14 protein-coding genes are annotated in these 17531 nt (G+C 62.9%); 7 read left to right on the forward strand and 7 right to left on the reverse strand.

What is annotated here, in order from left to right:
• Positions 1–780: 780 nt before the first annotated feature.
• Complete coding sequence (locus NKJ57_RS04170; RefSeq protein WP_352513694.1) at positions 781–939, reverse strand: hypothetical protein; 159 nt, start codon at positions 937–939, stop codon at positions 781–783.
• Positions 940–1124: 185 nt separating this feature from the next.
• On the reverse strand, positions 1125–1631 hold the full coding sequence (locus NKJ57_RS30865; RefSeq protein WP_373432840.1) for a DUF982 domain-containing protein: 507 nt from the start codon (positions 1629–1631) through the stop codon (positions 1125–1127).
• Between NKJ57_RS30865 and NKJ57_RS04180 the strand changes: the two genes are divergently transcribed.
• The 5 genes from NKJ57_RS04180 (at position 1617) to NKJ57_RS04200 (ending at position 9251) form a co-directional block, all read left to right on the forward strand.
• Positions 1617–2678 (forward strand): glycosyltransferase family 4 protein, encoded by a 1062-nt coding sequence (locus NKJ57_RS04180; RefSeq protein WP_352513695.1) that lies wholly within the window; start codon positions 1617–1619, stop codon positions 2676–2678. The two genes, NKJ57_RS30865 and NKJ57_RS04180, sit on opposite strands and share 15 nt — an antisense overlap.
• Positions 2679–2721: 43 nt before the next feature.
• Positions 2722–4884, forward strand: coding sequence for an amylo-alpha-1,6-glucosidase (locus tag NKJ57_RS04185; protein WP_023672688.1), 2163 nt, complete (start codon positions 2722–2724; stop codon positions 4882–4884).
• Positions 4885–5027: 143 nt separating this feature from the next.
• Positions 5028–6809: an alpha,alpha-trehalose-phosphate synthase (UDP-forming) gene (locus NKJ57_RS04190; protein WP_352513696.1), complete on the forward strand. Its 1782-nt coding sequence runs from the start codon at positions 5028–5030 to the stop codon at positions 6807–6809.
• Complete coding sequence (gene otsB / locus NKJ57_RS04195; RefSeq protein ID WP_032998676.1) at positions 6806–7594, forward strand: trehalose-phosphatase; 789 nt, start codon at positions 6806–6808, stop codon at positions 7592–7594. The genes NKJ57_RS04190 and otsB overlap by 4 nt, the downstream gene beginning before the upstream one ends.
• Before the next feature lie 199 nt (positions 7595–7793).
• Entirely contained in the window at positions 7794–9251 is a 1458-nt protein-coding gene (locus NKJ57_RS04200; protein ID WP_023688556.1) for an NCS1 family nucleobase:cation symporter-1, read from the forward strand.
• 62 nt (positions 9252–9313) lie between these two features.
• Here NKJ57_RS04200 and NKJ57_RS04205 read toward each other — a convergent pair whose 3' ends face one another.
• From NKJ57_RS04205 to tpiA, 5 genes are all read right to left on the reverse strand, one after another.
• Complete coding sequence (locus NKJ57_RS04205; RefSeq protein WP_352513697.1) at positions 9314–9859, reverse strand: DUF1697 domain-containing protein; 546 nt, start codon at positions 9857–9859, stop codon at positions 9314–9316.
• A gap of 24 nt (positions 9860–9883) precedes the next feature.
• Positions 9884–11521, reverse strand: a complete 1638-nt coding sequence (gene pyrG / locus NKJ57_RS04210; protein WP_084014310.1) for a CTP synthase — start codon at positions 11519–11521, stop codon at positions 9884–9886.
• A gap of 154 nt (positions 11522–11675) precedes the next feature.
• On the reverse strand, positions 11676–12788 hold the full coding sequence (locus NKJ57_RS04215; RefSeq protein WP_352513698.1) for a L,D-transpeptidase: 1113 nt from the start codon (positions 12786–12788) through the stop codon (positions 11676–11678).
• 201 nt (positions 12789–12989) lie between these two features.
• Positions 12990–13478, reverse strand: a complete 489-nt coding sequence (gene secG / locus NKJ57_RS04220; RefSeq protein ID WP_023724397.1) for a preprotein translocase subunit SecG — start codon at positions 13476–13478, stop codon at positions 12990–12992.
• A gap of 196 nt (positions 13479–13674) precedes the next feature.
• Positions 13675–14445, reverse strand: coding sequence for a triose-phosphate isomerase (tpiA, locus tag NKJ57_RS04225; protein ID WP_023671052.1), 771 nt, complete (start codon positions 14443–14445; stop codon positions 13675–13677).
• Between the two features lie 147 nt (positions 14446–14592).
• Between tpiA and NKJ57_RS04230 the strand changes: the two genes are divergently transcribed.
• Positions 14593–16488 carry a peptidylprolyl isomerase gene (locus NKJ57_RS04230; protein ID WP_352513699.1) on the forward strand — a complete coding sequence of 632 codons (1896 nt, stop codon included), beginning with the start codon at positions 14593–14595 and terminating at the stop codon, positions 16486–16488.
• A gap of 31 nt (positions 16489–16519) precedes the next feature.
• Complete coding sequence (gene trpD / locus NKJ57_RS04235; protein ID WP_023684712.1) at positions 16520–17530, forward strand: anthranilate phosphoribosyltransferase; 1011 nt, start codon at positions 16520–16522, stop codon at positions 17528–17530.
• Position 17531 lies beyond the last annotated feature (1 nt).

Raw genomic sequence — 17531 nt, forward strand, 5'->3', positions numbered from 1 at the left:
ATCAACATGGACGACCTGCGCGAGCACAAGAAGCTCGCTCTGCGCCAAGCCGCATGACCAGCATCATGGCTGCCCCATTTTGCAGAACTTGACGCACACAACCCCGAGTTTCAGGGGTGGCGGTGAAAAGGACAGTCATCATTCGCACAATCCAGCCAAGAAGGGTAGCAACAGTTGAACCCACGGCTTTGTGAATGATTGTGCTAAAGCGCGCCGCGTGTGCATGTCATTGTCTCACAACCGAGCCTTTTTTTGAGTGACATGCATAGCCGGACCAGGGTGAGGATCAGCGAGTCCAGACGCCCGGAAAAACCGGAGGCCGTGGGCCCGCACCACTGGCGGAGCGATGCGGGCCCGGCCAAGGGTTACGGCCCTCGACCAGCAGCGAGGGGCTCGCTGCCGCATCCAGAACAAGCCCCGTAATTTCAGGTTCCGCTTATATACAAAAAAGCCGGCCACCTTTCGGCAGCCGGCCAGTTCCAACAGAACAAGGGAACGTGCACTGATGGGGCAGTGCAACGCCCGAAGTGTTTCGAGGCGACGATGTTCCACCGGAAATCCACGGATTCGCCGTTTCGATCTACATTGGCCGGATTGAAATATCTCTGACGATCTCTCCCAAGTTCTCGCGGAGCCCGGTCCGACGTGTGGCGCCCTGTCTGCGCCTTGGCTCTCTATGCGGCCAGCAAGCTCATCCTTGAAGAATGTGCCCGCCGCGACTGCCGCGCGCGTCAAACACCGGCGTGCAATTGGTCGAGCGCGCGGCAGACCGGGGACGCGTCAAGTCGAGCGTCGGTCGACGTAGGTGTAGACGCCGGCCCCAATGGCGACCGCGCCGACCGTGATCACGATCGATGGCGCGCCCATCAAACTGGCAAGGACCGCCCAGATGAGGGCGATCACGATAGCGCCGAGTGTTCCCAGGATCAGTCTCGGCATTGTCTACCCCTCCACGTTCGGACCGCCCGTGGATGGTCGTCACCCACCGGTCATGCGAAACGCTGCATGAAAGCACAGTGTGGCCCATGAGGTGAAGGGCCGCGCCGGAATACTCCGGTGCGAAAAAGATGATGCCCGCGCCGCCAAAGCCCGGGTGTTCAATAGCCAAATGGCTGGACCGGCGCCTAGCGCCTCAGCGCGTGGACTTCCGCCATGCTTTCGCCGCCCATCGGCAGGGCCATGTCATCATCGAGCAGCCGGGTGATGCGGGCAAAGCCCGTAAACGCCTTCCTGGCTGCTTCGGCCGACATTCTGCCCGACAGGGCCGCGGAGCAGCAATTCACGGCGCACTGATACACAGGCCCACGCCGTCCCAATGGCCATTTCTGCAAAAAGACCATCGCTTCGGCAACGCTATCGACTTCCTCGACGGGGTGTCCCTGCCCGCGCGCAATGCGCACGGGCGTAAAGAAATGCAAGCGGTCCATTTTGTTCTCTCCCTGGTCGGCCGCAGCGCGAACCAACCCTACTAAATTCGCGGATGGCGCGTTTGTTCCGCTTATTGCAAAAAAATCTGCGCTGGTGGGCTTGGGTTGCCGACGCCCGCTTTTGTCCGGAACGTTAGGCCGGCTGATGCATTTCGCTCTCGTGATTGCCTTGAGGGACACGTTCAAACCATGCGCATAGCCCATGTCGCCCCTTTGCACGAATCGGTGCCACCCCTTCTCTATGGCGGCACCGAGCGCATCGTTTCCTATCTGACCGAAGGGCTGGTCGAACTCGGCCATGAGGTGACGCTGTTCGCCAGCGGCGACAGCCGGACGTCGGCCAGACTGATACCAGGTCGCGAACGCGCGCTACGCCTCGATCCGCGTCCACTGAAATCGGACACGGCGGCGCATCTTGCGATGCTTGCCGATGTGAGGAACCGAGCCCACGACTTTGATATCATTCATTTTCATCTCAGCCATTTCCTGCATTTCTCGTTCTTCGAGACCATGCCGGACAAGACGGTGACAACGCCTCATGGCCGGCTCGATTATGTCGATCTGGCGCCAGCCTATGAGCGTTTTCCGCGCTTTCCGCTGATCTCGATCTCGCATAGCCAGAAGACCGGGCTTGCGAATGCCAATTGGCTGGCCACCATCCATCACGGGCTGCCGACGGGTCTCTATCCGCCGACCTTCGAGACGGCGGCAGGCGAACCATACCTCGCCTTTCTCGGCCGGCTTTCGCGCGACAAGCGGCCGGACCGGGCCATCGACATCGCCTTGCGCTCGGGCATGAAACTCAAGCTGGCGGCCAAGATCGGCGACGATGATCGCGCCTATTTCCATGAGACGATCGAGCCGTTGATCGATGGCGACCGCATCGACTATGTCGGCGAGATCGCCGAGAGTGAGAAGACTGAATTCCTCGGCAATGCCGCTGGTCTGCTGTTTCCGATAGACTGGCCCGAGCCGTTCGGCCTTGCCGCGATCGAGGCGATGGCGTGCGGTACGCCAACCATCGGCTGGAACTGCGGTGCGTTGCCGGAAGTCATCGACCATGGCGTTACCGGATTTGTCGTCGATTCTCTCGACGCCGCGGTCGCCGCGGTGCCGGCCTTGCTGCAACTCGACCGGCGAAACGTGCGCGCCGTCTTCGAAAGTCGGTTCTCCGCCAACAGGATGGCGCGCGACTATCTCACTGCCTATGCGCGTCTCATCGGCGCCCCGGCTGAATCGAAAGCGTCGTGAACGACGGCGGACGTTCCGAGCCCGAAACAGAGATTTGTGACTGATGACCGAACTTGACGAGCGCAAGCTCGACCCTGCCGTGGCCCTTGCCTCCCTGGACGAAACCGCGCCGCGCGAGCCGCACCGGCTGTTTGCCCTGAAGCAAGGCGACTGTTTTGCCGTGGCCGATGCCTACGGCGATATCAGGGGTGCGGGCGACGGTTTCTTCCGTGACGACACCCGGGTGCTGTCGGAGTTCAGGCTCACCGTCGGCGGCCGGCAGACATCGCTGCTCGGCGCCTCGCTCAGCCAGGACAATGTGCTGTTCACCAGCAATATGACCAATTTGCCGATGCAAAGCGTCGGTGGCCGCGACATCCCGCAGGGCGCCATCCATATCGAGCGCGTCAGGCTGTTGTGGCAGGACCGGCTGTTCGAGCGCATCACCCTTTCCAACTACAGCCAGGAGCATTCGGCAATCCGCGTCTCGCTGCATTTTGCCGCCGATTTCCGCGACATGTTCGAGGTGCGCGGTTCGACCCGGCCGAAGCGCGGAATGGCGCATGCAGCGGAGATCGCGCCTGCCTCGGTGCTGCTGCGCTATGACGGACTGGACGGGCTGGCGCGGGTGTCTGCGATCTCGTTCTCGCAGCCGCCAGACCAGTTGAGCGCCGAGCGCGCGGATTTCCTCATCGCAGTGACCAAGCGCAGCAGCAAGATGCTTTACGTCGAGGTCGGCGCGGAACTGACCGAAACGCCCGACCGCGACCGCTTCCGGGCGGCCGCGGCGCGCGCCCGTTTCGGCATGCGGGCCAAGCGCCGCCATGGCGCGACGGTGCACAGTTCGGGTCGCGTCTTCAACGATTGGGTCGAACGCGCCCGCGCGGATGTCGCCTTGCTGACCACCGAGTTGTCGACCGGCCCCTACCCCTATGCCGGCATCCCCTGGTTTTCGACGGCCTTCGGCCGTGACGGCGTCATCTCGGCGCTGCAGATGCTATGGCTCAACCCCGGCCTGGCGCGCGGCGTGCTTGCCTTCCTCGCCCAGCACCAGGCGACCGAGACATCGCCTTTCAGCGACTCGCAGCCCGGCAAGATCATGCACGAGACGCGCAAGGGCGAGATGGTGGCGCTGCAGGAGCTACCCTTCGGCCGCTACTATGGCGGCGTTGATACCACGCCGCTCTACATCCACCTCGCTTGCGCCTATGCCGAGCGCACCGGCGACATGGACTTCATCGCCAGCCTGTGGCCGTCTCTCTGCGCCGCCGCCAAGTGGACGGAAGAGGCGAGCCGCGCAACCGGCTTCGTCACCTATCAGCGCGCTGCCGAATCCGGCCTTGCGAACCAGGGCTGGAAGGACAGCTTCGACTCGGTCTTCCACGCCGACGGGCGCATTCCCAAGGGGCCGATCGCGCTGGTCGAAGTGCAGGGTTATGTCTTCGCCGCCTTCAGGGGCCTTGCCGCTCTCGCCCGCCGCCGGGGCGAGTTCGCACAGGCCGAGCACTGGGAAAATCGCGCCGAAGAGATGCGGATCGCCGTCGAGCGTGATTTCTGGCTGGACGATCTCGGCTTCTATGCGCTGGCGATCGACGGCGCCGGAGAGCCGTGCAAGGTGCGCACGTCGAATGCCGGACACCTGCTCTATGTCGGCCTGCCCGAACCGGCGCGGGCGAAGATGGTCGCCGACCAGTTGCTTTCGGCCTCCTTCCACTCCGGCTGGGGGGTGCGAACGCTTTCCGACGATGCTGTGCTGTTCAACCCGATGTCGTACCACAATGGTTCCATCTGGCCGCATGACACGGCGATGTGCGGCGCCGGCCTGGCGCGGTTCGGCGAGCGTGACAGCGTGGTGCGGCTGATGAGCGGCACGTTCGAATCCGCCGTGCACTTCAACATGCGGCTGCCGGAACTGTTCTGCGGCTTTACCCGCTCGCCGGGTGAAGCGCCGATCGCCTACCCCGTCGCCTGCCTGCCGCAAGCCTGGTCGGCAGGCTCGGCCTTCATGCTGATGCAAGCGTGCCTCGGTCTGGAAATCGACGGCTGGAACGGCGAAATCCACGTCACTCGACCCCGTTTGCCGATCGGCATCGATACGCTGACGCTCAGGCATCTGGGTGTCGGCGAAAAGAGGGTCGATCTTACCTTCCAGCGCGTCGGCGACCGCGTCGTCGCCTTTCTCGCCGACCGCCATGAAGGGCTGGTTCCGCTGATCGTGCGGACATGATCGGAACGGCTTTCAACGGGAACCGATCCCAGGGTTTGTGCGTTGCAAAAACACAGGTTCTCACGGGCGATCGTCGGCTGCGAACACTCAAATCGAACCATGAAGAAAATGGCCTTGACGGCCAAAATTGAGTTGGAATTGGAATGACTGATTATGGCATGGCCCTGCTCTGGGTCTTGATCCTTGCAAGCCTTGGCCTTTCGATTCTAGCCGTTCTGTTATCGATCTCCAGGCAACGTCGTAGCCATAGCTTGACGGTTGCACCGACTGCCGGCGAGGACGTCGCATCGGAAGCGACGCGCAAGGTCTTGCGGGAGTTCGAGAAGAACGGACAATCTCCCGACGCGGCGCTGGTGAACTGGTCGCCCGACACCTTGCGCAAGATACTTGCCGACGACCTGCCGGACGCGCAGGTCATCGTCGTCTCGAACCGAGAACCCTATATCCACAACATCAAGGACGACGGCGTCGAGCTTCTGGTGCCGGCCAGCGGCCTGGTGTCGGCGCTTGAGCCTATCACCCGCGCCTGCAGCGGCACCTGGATCGCCTTTGGTGGCGGATCAGCGGATCGTCTGACGGTCGACAGCAACGATCGGGTTCAGGTGCCGCCGGACAATCCGTCCTACACGCTGCGCCGCGTGTGGCTGAGCGACGACGAATATCAGGGCTATTATCTCGGCTTTGCCAATGAAGGGCTTTGGCCGCTCTGCCACATCGCCTTCACCCGGCCGGTCTTTCGTGCCTCTGACTGGGAGGCCTATGAGGCCGTCAACCGCAAATTCGCCGATACGGTGGTTGCCGAGGCTCGCAATGAGCGGCCGATCGTGCTGGTTCAGGATTACCATTTCGCGCTCCTGCCGCGCATGATCCGCGAGCGCCTGCCGGAGGCGATCATCATCACCTTCTGGCACATCCCGTGGCCGAACTCCGAAGTGTTCAGCATCTGCCCATGGCGCGAACGCGTTCTTGATGGACTGCTCGGGAGCTCGATCATCGGGTTTCACACCCAGTTTCATGCCAATAATTTCACTGAAAGCGTAGACAGGTTCCTGGAAAGCCGGATCGAGCGCGCCGACGCCGCGATCTCGTATGGCGGGCGGACGACACTGGTGCACGCCTATCCCATCTCCATCGAATGGCCGGCCGAACTCCTGGCCAAACTGCCACCGGTCGAGGAAAGCCGCGCCCGCCTGCGTGAGCGGTTCGGCCTGTCGGCGGACGTCAAGCTGTGCGTCGGCGTCGAGCGCCTGGACTACACCAAGGGCATCCTCGACCGCTTCCATGCGCTGGACGAATTGTTTACGCGCCACCCCGAGTGGATCGGCAAGGTAGTGTTCCTGCAGATTGCTGCCCCAAGCCGCGGCACGTTGCCGGCCTACCAGCAATTGCACGATGAATGCCTGCGTTATGCCAACGAGCTCAACCAGCGCTACGGTCATGACGGCTACAGGCCCGTGGTCATGGTGGCTGAGCACCATTCGCAGCAACAGGTCTATGAGATCTATCGCGCCGCCGACATCTGCATGGTCACCAGCCTGCATGACGGCATGAACCTCGTAGCCAAGGAATTCGTCGCCGCGCGTGACGACGAACAGGGCGTGCTGTTGCTCAGCACGTTTGCCGGCGCGTCGCGCGAACTGCTGGAAGCGCTCATCGTAAATCCTTACGACGCGGCGATGATGAGCCAGGTGCTGTTCCAGGCGCTGACCATGTCACCGGACGAACAACGCGAGCGCATGCGCCCGATGCGCGAAATAGTGCGCGACAACAATGTCTTTCGCTGGGCCGGCAGCATGCTGCTCGATGCGGCGCGCCTGCGCAAACGCGGCGACCTCGAAAGAGCGACAAGTGTCGCCGAGCGGCCCGCAAACACCGGCAGCAACATCGTCTCGCTGTTCGACCGCATGCGGAAGGTGGCGTCATGAATAGCCTGTCGAAAGCACCGGGCCTGCCAACCGCACCCGACCTGCCGGAAGGACAATGGGCGCTTTTCCTCGACATCGACGGCACGTTGCTGGCGCACGCCGCGCACCCCGACGCCGTGTCCGTGAGCGACGAACTGCGCAACCTCCTAGGCGCCGTCGACAAACGGCTGGACGGCGCCGTCGCCTTTATCACCGGCCGCTCGGTCGAAGGCGCCGACCGCCTGTTTCATCCGTTGAAGCTGCGTGTTGCCGGTCTCTATGGGCTGGAACACCGGCTGACGCCGGACGGCCCGGTCGTTACCGCCGATGCTCCCGCCGATATCGCTGCCCTTGCCGACGCCATCGAAGCCGAACTGGATGATGGCCTTGTTCATATCGAGCGCAAGGGTCCGATCCTCGCCATCCATACGCGTGCGGCGCCGCATCTGCTGGCCAGGGCAACGCATCTCGCCGAACAGGCATTGACCGAGCTTCCCAAGGGCTATCGGGTTATCCCGGGCAACGCCGGCGTCGAACTCATGCCGCTCGAAGCGGCCAAGGGCGCTGCCGTGCGGCGTTTCATGGCAATCCCGCCCTTTGCCGGACGGCGGCCGGTCTTTCTCGGCGACGACACCGCCGACGAAAACGGTTTCGAGGCGATCAACGAGGCCGGCGGCATCTCGATCCGGGTCAAGCCGCGTGGGCCGACCGTGGCCCAATACAGGCTCGATGATGTCACCTGCGCGATAGCTTGGCTTGCCGCCAATTTCGACGCATCACCGGCCCTCAACCGCAAAGCGTCCTGATCGCTGCCCCTGCGGATCGAATCAAGATCGCCGCGTTTGCGCCGACCTTCGCCAAAAGCCGATCGATAAGCGCTGTTCTCATTGAATATCTTTAAGGCCAAAGCCGGCAAATGGATTGCTTGCCGGTTCCCCTGCGTCAGGCATAACCTGCGCAGTCGACGCGTGAGGGCGCGTGCGGCATCAAGGGGAGGACATCGCAGTGACCATACAAGGCGCATCACCTGATCTATACAATGAGGATCTGGCTCCGGCCAAAGTCCGAAACTGGGGGCCGTTCTCTATCTTCAACGTCTGGACGTCGGACGTCCACAGCCTCTGGGGCTATTATCTCGCCGCAAGCCTGTTCCTGTTTTGCGGCGGCTTCGTCAATTTCATCATCGCCATCGGCATCGGTTCGCTGATCATCTACGCGCTGATGAACATGGTCGGCTATGCCGGCGTGAAGACCGGCGTGCCCTACCCCGTGCTGGCGCGCGCCTCCTTCGGCATCTGGGGCGCCAACATTCCGGCCCTGGTGCGCGCCATCGTAGCCTGCTTCTGGTACGGCGCGCAGACGGCGGCGGCATCGGGCGCGATCGTGGCGTTGCTGATCCGCTCGCAATGGTTCGCCGATTTCAACGCCAACACGCATTTCCTCGGCCATACGGGTCTGGAAGTGATCTGTTTTGTGGTCATCTGGGCACTGCAATTGCTGATCATCCAGAACGGCATGGAAACGGTGCGCCGCTTCCAGGATTGGGCCGGCCCGGCGGTGTGGGTGATGATGTTGATCCTGGCGATCTATCTCTGTGTAAAATCCGGGAGATTTGCCTTCACCAGCGACATCCCGATGGATGTGCTGCTCGACAAGACAAAGGATGCCGGCGTACCCGGAACCCCTGGCTCCTGGACGTCGCTGTTTGCGGTGGCGGCGATCTGGGTCACCTATTTCTCGGCGCTCTATCTCAATTTCTGCGATTTCGCCCGCTATGCCCCAGACAAGGCATCGCTGCGCAAGGGCAACATCTGGGGCCTGCCGATCAATCTCATCCTGTTCTCGCTGGTCGCCGGCGTGACCACCATCGCTGCCTTCGACGTGTATGGCGAAGTGCTTCTGCATCCCGACCAGATCTCGGCGAAATTCGACAGCTGGTTCCTGGCAGCGCTTGCAGCCCTGACTTTTGCCGTGGCGACGCTCGGCATCAATGTGGTGGCAAACTTCGTCTCGCCGGCCTTCGACTTCTCCAACGTCTTTCCGCGGCAGATCGACTTCAAGAAGGGCGGCTATATCGCAGCTGTGATCGCGCTGGTGCTTTATCCCTTCGCGCCGTGGGAAGGCAGTGCCGCGTCTTTCGTCAACGTCATCGGCGCGACGATGGGGCCGATCTTCGGGGTGATGATGGTCGACTACTATCTGATCCGGAAGGGCGAGGTCGACGTCGAGGCACTGTACCGCGAAGATGGCGAGTTCCGCTTCCAGGGCGGCTGGCACGTCAACGCCTTCATAGCCGCCGGCATCGGCGCCATCTTCTCCTCGGTCCTGCCGAACTTCACCAACCTGCTGCCGGCATGGTGGGGCGTTTATGGCTGGTTTTTCGGCGTCGGCATTGCAGGGGTCATCTACTACGTCCTTCGCACCGCCGCCCTTGGCGCAGGGGCAAGGACGGCGAAGGCGTGAAATGAGAGATAGGGAGTAGTCAGTAGTCAGTAGTCAGTAGGGAATAGTATAACCCCTACTCCCTACTCCCTACTCCCTACCATCTCAGCCAACCTCCGCACCGTGTTCCAGTTGCGTGCGGTGCCGATGCCCATGCGCTTGTGGTTCATGGCAGCGAGCAGCCGCGAGCTTGGTCGCTGGCGCGAAAAGACGACCCAGATGTCACCGTCGACCGAAGCCACCTTCTCGTCCTCGGCGGCATAGGCCTGGAGCGCGGCCACACCATCCGCTGGCACTGGCTCGCGCATCACCCGCACGGCCACCTGATCGCCTGCCTCGGCAGAGTCGGCCGGGAATGGGTTGCCGGCGGCAAGTTTCAGCCAATCCTCGGCAGTGCGCACGATGATGACGACATTGCGGCCGAAGGTTTTTTCGAAGGCCGTTTCCAACCGCTGTTCCAGCTTGGCGATGCCAGTCGCCCGTGTCTCGAAGACCAGATTGCCGGTCGCCACCAGGGTGCGCGGGTTCTTCAGCCCAAGCTGTTCAGCCATCGCCTTGAGGTCGGCCATGACGACCCGGCGGCCTTCGCCGAGGATAATGCTGTAGAGCAGCGCAACATAGGTCTGCATCAACTGCGAAACCTCACCGTGGCCCTAGACCAGTCGCGACTGGTCCACCGCGGCCGAGATGAAGCTGGCGAACAGGGGATGCGGCTCAAGCGGCCGGCTCTTCAGCTCCGGATGGTACTGGACGCCGATGAACCAGGGATGGTCGGGGTATTCGACCGTTTCCGGCAGCACGCCGTCGGGCGACATGCCGGCAAACACCAGGCCGCAATCTTCGAGCCGCTCCTTGTAGTCGATATTGACCTCGTAGCGGTGGCGATGGCGCTCGGAAATCTGGGTGTCGCCATAGATGTCGGCGATCTTCGAACCCTCGGCGAGTTCAGCCTGATAGGCGCCAAGCCGCATGGTGCCGCCGAGATCGCCCGTTTCGCGGCGCTTCTCCAGCATGTTGCCTTTCAGCCATTCGGTCATCAGGCCGACGACCGGCTCGTCGGTCGGACCGAATTCGGTCGACGAGGCGTGTTCGACGCCGGCCAGCGAGCGCGCTGCCTCGATGCAGGCCATCTGCATGCCGAAGCAGATGCCGAAATACGGCACCTTGCGCTCGCGGGCGAATTTCGCCGCCAGGATCTTGCCTTCCGAGCCGCGCTCGCCGAAGCCGCCGGGCACCAGGATGCCATGCACCTTTTCCAGCCACGGCGTCGGGTCTTCCTTCTCGAAAATCTCGCTCTCGATCCAGTCGAGCTTGACCTTGACGCGGTTGGCCATGCCGCCATGCGACAAAGCCTCGATCAGCGATTTGTAGGCATCCTTGAGGCCGGTGTATTTGCCGACGATGGCAATCGTCACCTCGCCCTCCGGATTGTGGATGCGGTTGGACACGGCCTGCCAGGGCTCCATACGCGGCTTCGGAGCCGGATCGATACCGAAGGCGGCCAGCACTTCCGAATCGAGCCCTTCCCTGTGGTAAGCCATCGGCACGTCATAGATGTGGGGCACGTCGAGCGCCTGGATGACGGCGCTCTCGCGCACATTGCAGAACAGCGACAGTTTTCTGCGCTCTTCCTTGGGGATGGCGCGGTCGGCGCGGACCAGCAGGATATCGGGCGCGATGCCGATGCCGCGCAGTTCCTTGACCGAATGCTGGGTCGGCTTGGTCTTCAACTCGCCGGCCGTGGGGATGTAAGGCATCAAGGTCAGGTGGACATAGACGGCGTTGTTGCGCGGCAGATCGTTGCCGAGCTGGCGGATCGCCTCGAGAAACGGCATCGCCTCGATATCGCCAACCGTGCCGCCGATCTCGCACAGCACGAAATCATAGTCGTCATTGCCGTCGAGCACGAAATTCTTGATCTCATCGGTGACATGCGGAATGACCTGCACGGTGGCACCGAGATAGTCGCCGCGCCGTTCGCGCTCGATGATGTTCTTGTAGATGCGGCCGGTGGTGATGTTGTCTTGCTGGTTGGCCGAGCGGCCGGTGAAGCGCTCGTAATGGCCAAGATCGAGATCCGTCTCGGCGCCGTCATCGGTGACGAAAACCTCGCCATGCTGGTAAGGCGACATCGTTCCGGGATCGACATTGAGATAGGGATCGAGCTTTTTGATGCGTGCGCGATAGCCTCGCGCCTGCAAGAGAGCCCCAAGGGCCGCTGCAGCGATGCCTTTTCCAAGTGAGGAAACCACGCCGCCTGTGATGAATACATATCGCGCCATGGGAGTCATCGCTTAACGCGGCCGAATTGATTCCGCCAGAGAAAAAACCGCCGCTGAGGCTTTTTCCATAGAAGGGGCGATAGTCCCGAGGTTCGAGACTGGTGTTTTGGTCAAAACAAAAGGGCCGGCAAAAGCCGGCCCTTTCGGCAGGTTTGTGAAAGCGTCAGATGATGACGACTTTGGTGCCGACCCTGACGCGGCTGTAGAGGTCCATGACGTGCTCGTTGATCATGCGGAAGCAGCCATTGGAGGCGCTGGTTCCGATCGACTGCGGCGCGATGGTGCCGTGGATGCGCAGATGCGTGTCCTTCTTGCCGTCGTAGAGATAGATGGCGCGGGCGCCGAGCGGGTTCTGGCCGCCGCCGGGCATGCCGTCCTTGTACTGGCCATAATGCTTGGGTTCTCGCTTCTGCATGTCGAGCGTCGGGATCCAGCGCGGCCATTCCTGCTTGTCGCCAACGGCAACCTTGCCCTTGAACTGCAGGCCTTCGCGGCCGACCGCGATCGCATAGCGGCGGGCGGTGAAAGCCGATTCGACGAGGTAGAGGCGGCGCGCGCTGGTATCGATGACGATCGTACCCGGCTCATAGCCGCTGAATTCGACGTCCTGCGGCACGAATTCCGGCTTCACCTTGAACTGTTTCTTGGCTTGCCGCTTGGCGAGAGCTTGGTCGAGCGCGCGCGTTTCGGGGAGATAGGCAATCGACGAGGCAGAGGACGTGCCGCCGAACAGGCCGGCGAACAGTCCGCCGCTCGTCGGCTTCTGGCCTGGGGCCTCGCTGCGCAATTCGCCATTGTTGCCGGTCAGCGCGATATTCATCGCTTCGGCCGGAAGCGGTTCAGCCGATTCGATCGGCTCGATCGGCGCGATCGGGTCAACCGGAGCGATGATCTTGGTGGTCTTCTTGCCTGGCTTGGCGTCAGCGATCACCACCGGCTTGCCCTTGCTGGCCAGGAACGCCTGGCGCTGGGCATCGGCCCTGGCTTTCGCCGCATCGCGCATTGCCACCTTGCGGGCCTCGAGCGCCTTGACGCGGGCGAGATCCCTGTCGGCGGCGATCTTGTCTTCGAGCTTGCTGATCTGAGCCAGATCGTCCGGGCTCGGGTTTTTCTTCTTCTTGAGAAGCTTCAGCTGCGCCGCATCGCTCTTGGCGGCGACGTTGATGACAGCGGTTTTGCCAACCGCCTGCGGTGAGGTCATTGCCGGAGTGCCGGCGAAGGCCGCGGAGCTCATGCCGAATACGGCACAAATGAAAATGAAGCTGCGAAGCTGCATGGCGAAGATCCGATCGTTCAATGCTTGTTGCCCACGGCGTCGCCCGGCGCCCCCCAAGGGCGCAGAAAGTGCCGCCGGCAATCTATAATCGAAGTGGCGTACGGGCCTCAAGCACGGGGTGCGGTCGAATCTTCGTGATCGTGTGCCATTTGCCGCGACTGTGTTGAAACAACAACAGATCGCGGCATCCGACCCTACCGACTACTGGTTCGGAACCTGCGGCGTGACCGGCAAGGTAACGCCATTGGTAGCCGGCGGCGCAGCCGAATCGGTTGCAGGTGGCGTCGCCGGAGATGGAGCCGTCGCCGGGGCTGTGGTGGCGGGCGGCGTCGTGGCGGCGCCGTTGGCCGCGGGCGCGGCCGGTGCGGTGTTGCCCGAAGGCGGCGTCGGCGCCGTCGTGCCGGGCAACTGATTGAGCACGCCGTTGCCGCTGTCGGCCGGCACGCGGTCGAGAATGTCGATCGGTTTTTCGCCATAGCGGGCAACGATCGAGAGTGTCAGCGACGTCACGAAGAAGGCCGCGGCCAGGATCGCCGTCGCCCGCGTCAGCGCATTGGCGGCGCCACGCGCGGTCATGAAACCGGAACCGCCGCCAATGCCGAGACCACCGCCTTCGGAGCGTTGCAGCAGTACCACGCCGACAAGGGCGAGCACGACCATGAGGTGGATGACGATCAGTACGGTTTCCATATTTTATCCTGGCAAGCCCTGCCGCTCCCTGGCGATCAGGGCCGGTGATTTGGAGGCGGCTCCATACAATGCTTTAACGGCATTTCCAAGCCCGTGGCCGGAATATGGGAAGCAATGCGCCCTTTGCAACGATTTCCGCCGAACTGCTGCGTTCATAAGTCGATGACGGAACTGGTCGGCAACGATATTCCGGGGCCTACGCGATATTCTGGTATGCCTCGGCGATGGCGAGAAAGTCGGACGCCTTCAAGCTGGCGCCGCCAACCAGCGCGCCATCGACGTTTTTGACGCCCAGCAGTTCGACCGCGTTGGACGCCTTGACCGAGCCGCCATAGAGGATGCGCATCTTGCCGGCCACGGCTGCGCCGAGCGCTTCCGCCAGTTTTTGGCGGATATGCGCGTGCGCCTCCGCCACGTCTTCGGCGGTCGGCGTCAGGCCGGTGCCGATAGCCCATACCGGCTCGTAGGCGATAACGGTGTTGGCGGGCGTTGCGCTCGGTGGCACCGAGCCGGCGACCTGCCGCGACAACACGTCGAGTGCTGTGCCCGCTTCACGCTCCGCCTTGGTCTCGCCGATGCAGATGATGGCGACGAGCCCTGCCCGCCACGCCGCCGAGGCCTTGGCGAGGACGATGGCATCGTCCTCGCTACGCTGTTCGCGGCACTCGGAATGGCCGACAATGACGTGGCTGGCGCCCGCATCCTTCAGCATCTCGGCTGAGACACAGCCGGTGAAGGCGCCGCTTTCCTTGATGTGGCAGTCCTCGCCACCGGCCCGCACCGGCGTGCGCGACAGAATTTCGACGGCGCGCGACAGCAAGGTCGCCGGCACGCAGACCAATGCTTCGGTCTCGGCATCGAGCCCGCTCATGAAGCCGTTGCCGATCATCCTGAGCTCGTTCAGCGAAGCGCTGGTGCCGTTCATTTTCCAGTTACCGGCAACGAGCGGTCGAATTCCTGGCGTCATGGGGATCTGGTTCTCCGGGCGACATTGGGGTCTCGCCCTCCCTATCAAAATCAGGCCACAAAGCAATCGACAGTGAGCCGGAAGGGCGCTATTGCGCTTGTTTCAGACTCGGGCGCACGCAAAACTGCGCAAAAATCGGAAGTAACAATGCTTGGTATATTAAGAAGCGCGGCAGGGACCTGGGTCGCGAAAGCCCTGCTGTCGCTGCTGGTGTTGAGTTTCCTTGCCTGGGGCGTCACCACGCGGATGACGGGCGGCTTCCTGGCTGGCCATCATGCGGTGATCACCGCCGGCAGCACCACAGTGTCGATCACCGAGTACCGCCTCGCCTATGATCGCCAGATCGCCATGCTGCAGCAGCAGATCGGCCAGCACATCAGCCGCGACCAGGCCAAGGCCTATGGCATCGACAACCAGGTGCTGGCTCAGTTGGTGTCCGGCGCCGTCCTTGACGAACAGGCGCGCAAGCTCGGGCTTGGCTTCTCCAAGGACAGGCTGGCCGAACTGACGCGGCAGGAACCCGCCTTCCAGGGCCCGAATGGCCAGTTCGACCGCCGGCTGTTCGAATCCCGCCTGCGCGAACTGGGAATGCGGCCGGAGGATTATCTGAAGAACCGGGCTCAGGTGGCGGTGCGCCAGCAGATCGTCGAAGCGGTTTCGGACGGGCTCAAGGCTCCGGATACCTTCTTCAAGGCAGTTGCGCTCTATCGCGGCGAAGACCGCACCATCGACTATCTGATCTTGCCAAAGGCGTTGGTGGAGCCGATCGAGGCGCCATCCGACAGCGTGCTTCAGGCTTATTTCGAGGCCAACAAGAAAACCTACGCGGCGCCAGAATACCGCAAATTCTCCTATGTCCGGCTCGAGCCCGAAGACATCATGGATGTCAGCGCCGTGACCGACCAGCAGGTCAGCGACGACTACAACAAGAACAAGGGCCGCTACACCACGCCGGAAATGCGCACCATCGAACAGCTGGTGTTCCCTTCCGCGGACGCCGCCAAGGCGGCATCCGATTCGCTGAAGACGGGCGCCACTTTCGACAAGATCGTCACCGCGCAGGGCAAGACCCCGGCCGACACGCTGCTCGGCACGCTCTCCAAGGATAAGATTACCGACAAGGCGGTCGCCGATGCCGCATTCGCGCTTGCCGTCAACGAAGTCAGCCCGGTCGTCCAGGGCGCGTTCGGTCCGGTGCTTTTGCGCGTCACCGAGATCAAACCGGAAACGGTGAAGCCGCTGGCGGAAGTGTCAGACCAGATCCGAAAGGATCTGGCGCTCGGCGAAGCAAGCCGCATCCTGCTCGACGTGCACGACAATTACGAAGACACCCGCGCCGCCGGCAGCACGCTGGCCGAAGCCGCCGCCAAACTGAAGCTCAAGGACGTCACCGTCGAGGCCATAGACCGCACCGGCCTCAAGCCGGACGGCACCATCATCAAGGACCTGCCGGCATCGCCGGACCTGATCAAGGCGGTGTTCGAGGCCGAGCCCAACACCGAGAATCAAGCCCTGACCACGCCTAACAACGGCTTCGTGTTCTATGAACTGACATCGATCACGCCGGCTCGCGACCGCACGCTGGACGAAGTCCGCCAGCGCGTGGTGGCGGACTGGACGACAGAGGAAACGACCAAGCGGCTGACCGCGAAAGCAGACGAACTCGACAAGCGCCTCAAGGCTGGCACCACACTCGACGTCATCGCCGGCGAACTGAAGCTTGAAAAGCAGACCAAGCGCGGCGTGAAGCGCGAGGCCGACGATGTCGATTTCGGCAAGGAGGGTGCTGCTGCGATGTTCGGGGTCGGCGAAGGCGGCACCGGGCTGATCCCCTCGCCCACCGGCGACGGCCAGATCCTGTTCAAGGTCGCCGAAGTGTTCGAGCCGGCCGGAGCCGACGCCAGCTCGGTACCCGACGATGCGCAAAAATCCTTCACGCAAGGCATGTCCGACGATCTGCTCGACCAGCTGGTGGCGCAGTTGCAGACGCAGTACGCCGTCAGCGTCGACCAGGCCGCCGTTTCCCAAGCCCTCGCCCAATGAATGGCCTTAGCCCAATGAACGTCTTGGCCCAATGAGCGCCCTGAAGACCCATATCGCCAAGGTCGCCACGGGAACCGGGCTTACCTTCGAGGAAGCGCGCGAAGCTTTCGACATCATCATGTCTGGCGACGCGACGCCGGGCCAGATCGGCGGCTTCCTGATGGCGTTGCGCGTGCGCGGGGAGACCGTGAGCGAGATTTCCGGCGCCGTCGCCACCATGCGTGCCAAGATGCTGCGCGTCGAAGCTCCTGAGGGCGCCATCGACATTGTCGGCACGGGCGGCGACAATTCGCATTCAGTCAACATCTCGACCGCTTCGGCCTTCGTCATTGCCGGCTGCGGCGTGCCGGTCGCCAAGCACGGCAATCGCGGCCTGTCGTCGCTGACGGGCGCTGCCGATGTGCTGGTCGCGCTCGGCGTCAAGATCGATATCCTGCCAGAGGTGATCGGCCGCTGCATCCAGGAGGCCGGCGTCGGCTTCATGTTCGCGCCGGCGCACCACCCTGCGATGAAGCATGTCGGCCCGACCCGCGTCGAGCTCGGCACGCGTACCATCTTCAACCTGCTCGGACCGCTGTCCAATCCGGCTGGCGTCAGCAGGCAGATGGTCGGCGTGTTCCTGCCGGAATGGATCGTGCCGGTGGCCGAGACATTGAAGGCGTTGGGCACCGAGCATGCCTGGGTGGTCCATGGGGATGGCTATGACGAAATCACCACCACCGGCGAAACGCAGGTGGCGGAACTGGCCGGCGGCGAGATCCGCCATTTCACGCTCACCCCGGAAGCCGTCGGCCTGCAGCGCCACACCAAGGACGAGTTGCGCGGCGGCGACGCCGCCTACAATGCCACGGCGTTGCGCGACATGCTGAGAGGTGCTGCCGGGGCCTATCGCGATACGGTGCTGATGAACGCCGGCGCCGGCATGGTGGTGGCCGGCAAGGCGACGACGCTTGCCGACGGCATGGCCGCGGCCACACAGGCCATCGACAGCGGCCGGGCGCTGGGCGTGCTCGACAGGCTGGTCGAGATTTCGAACGGATGAG

This window comes from Mesorhizobium sp. M0077 (genome assembly GCF_040322955.1).
In the GTDB taxonomy this organism is placed as follows: domain Bacteria; phylum Pseudomonadota; class Alphaproteobacteria; order Rhizobiales; family Rhizobiaceae; genus Mesorhizobium.

Coding starts and splice junctions, on each gene's coding strand:
- tpiA (WP_023671052.1), bottom strand. CDS start 14,445: ATGACGCCAGGAATTCGACCGCTCGTTGCCGGTAACTGGAAAATGAAC.
- NKJ57_RS04190 (WP_352513696.1), top strand. CDS start 5,028: ATGACTGATTATGGCATGGCCCTGCTCTGGGTCTTGATCCTTGCAAGC.
- NKJ57_RS30865 (WP_373432840.1), bottom strand. CDS start 1,631: ATGGGCTATGCGCATGGTTTGAACGTGTCCCTCAAGGCAATCACGAGA.
- NKJ57_RS04170 (WP_352513694.1), bottom strand. CDS start 939: ATGCCGAGACTGATCCTGGGAACACTCGGCGCTATCGTGATCGCCCTC.
- NKJ57_RS04180 (WP_352513695.1), top strand. CDS start 1,617: ATGCGCATAGCCCATGTCGCCCCTTTGCACGAATCGGTGCCACCCCTT.
- NKJ57_RS04230 (WP_352513699.1), top strand. CDS start 14,593: ATGCTTGGTATATTAAGAAGCGCGGCAGGGACCTGGGTCGCGAAAGCC.
- NKJ57_RS04215 (WP_352513698.1), bottom strand. CDS start 12,788: ATGCAGCTTCGCAGCTTCATTTTCATTTGTGCCGTATTCGGCATGAGC.
- NKJ57_RS04185 (WP_023672688.1), top strand. CDS start 2,722: ATGACCGAACTTGACGAGCGCAAGCTCGACCCTGCCGTGGCCCTTGCC.
- secG (WP_023724397.1), bottom strand. CDS start 13,478: ATGGAAACCGTACTGATCGTCATCCACCTCATGGTCGTGCTCGCCCTT.
- NKJ57_RS04205 (WP_352513697.1), bottom strand. CDS start 9,859: ATGCAGACCTATGTTGCGCTGCTCTACAGCATTATCCTCGGCGAAGGC.
- pyrG (WP_084014310.1), bottom strand. CDS start 11,521: ATGACTCCCATGGCGCGATATGTATTCATCACAGGCGGCGTGGTTTCC.
- trpD (WP_023684712.1), top strand. CDS start 16,520: ATGAGCGCCCTGAAGACCCATATCGCCAAGGTCGCCACGGGAACCGGG.
- otsB (WP_032998676.1), top strand. CDS start 6,806: ATGAATAGCCTGTCGAAAGCACCGGGCCTGCCAACCGCACCCGACCTG.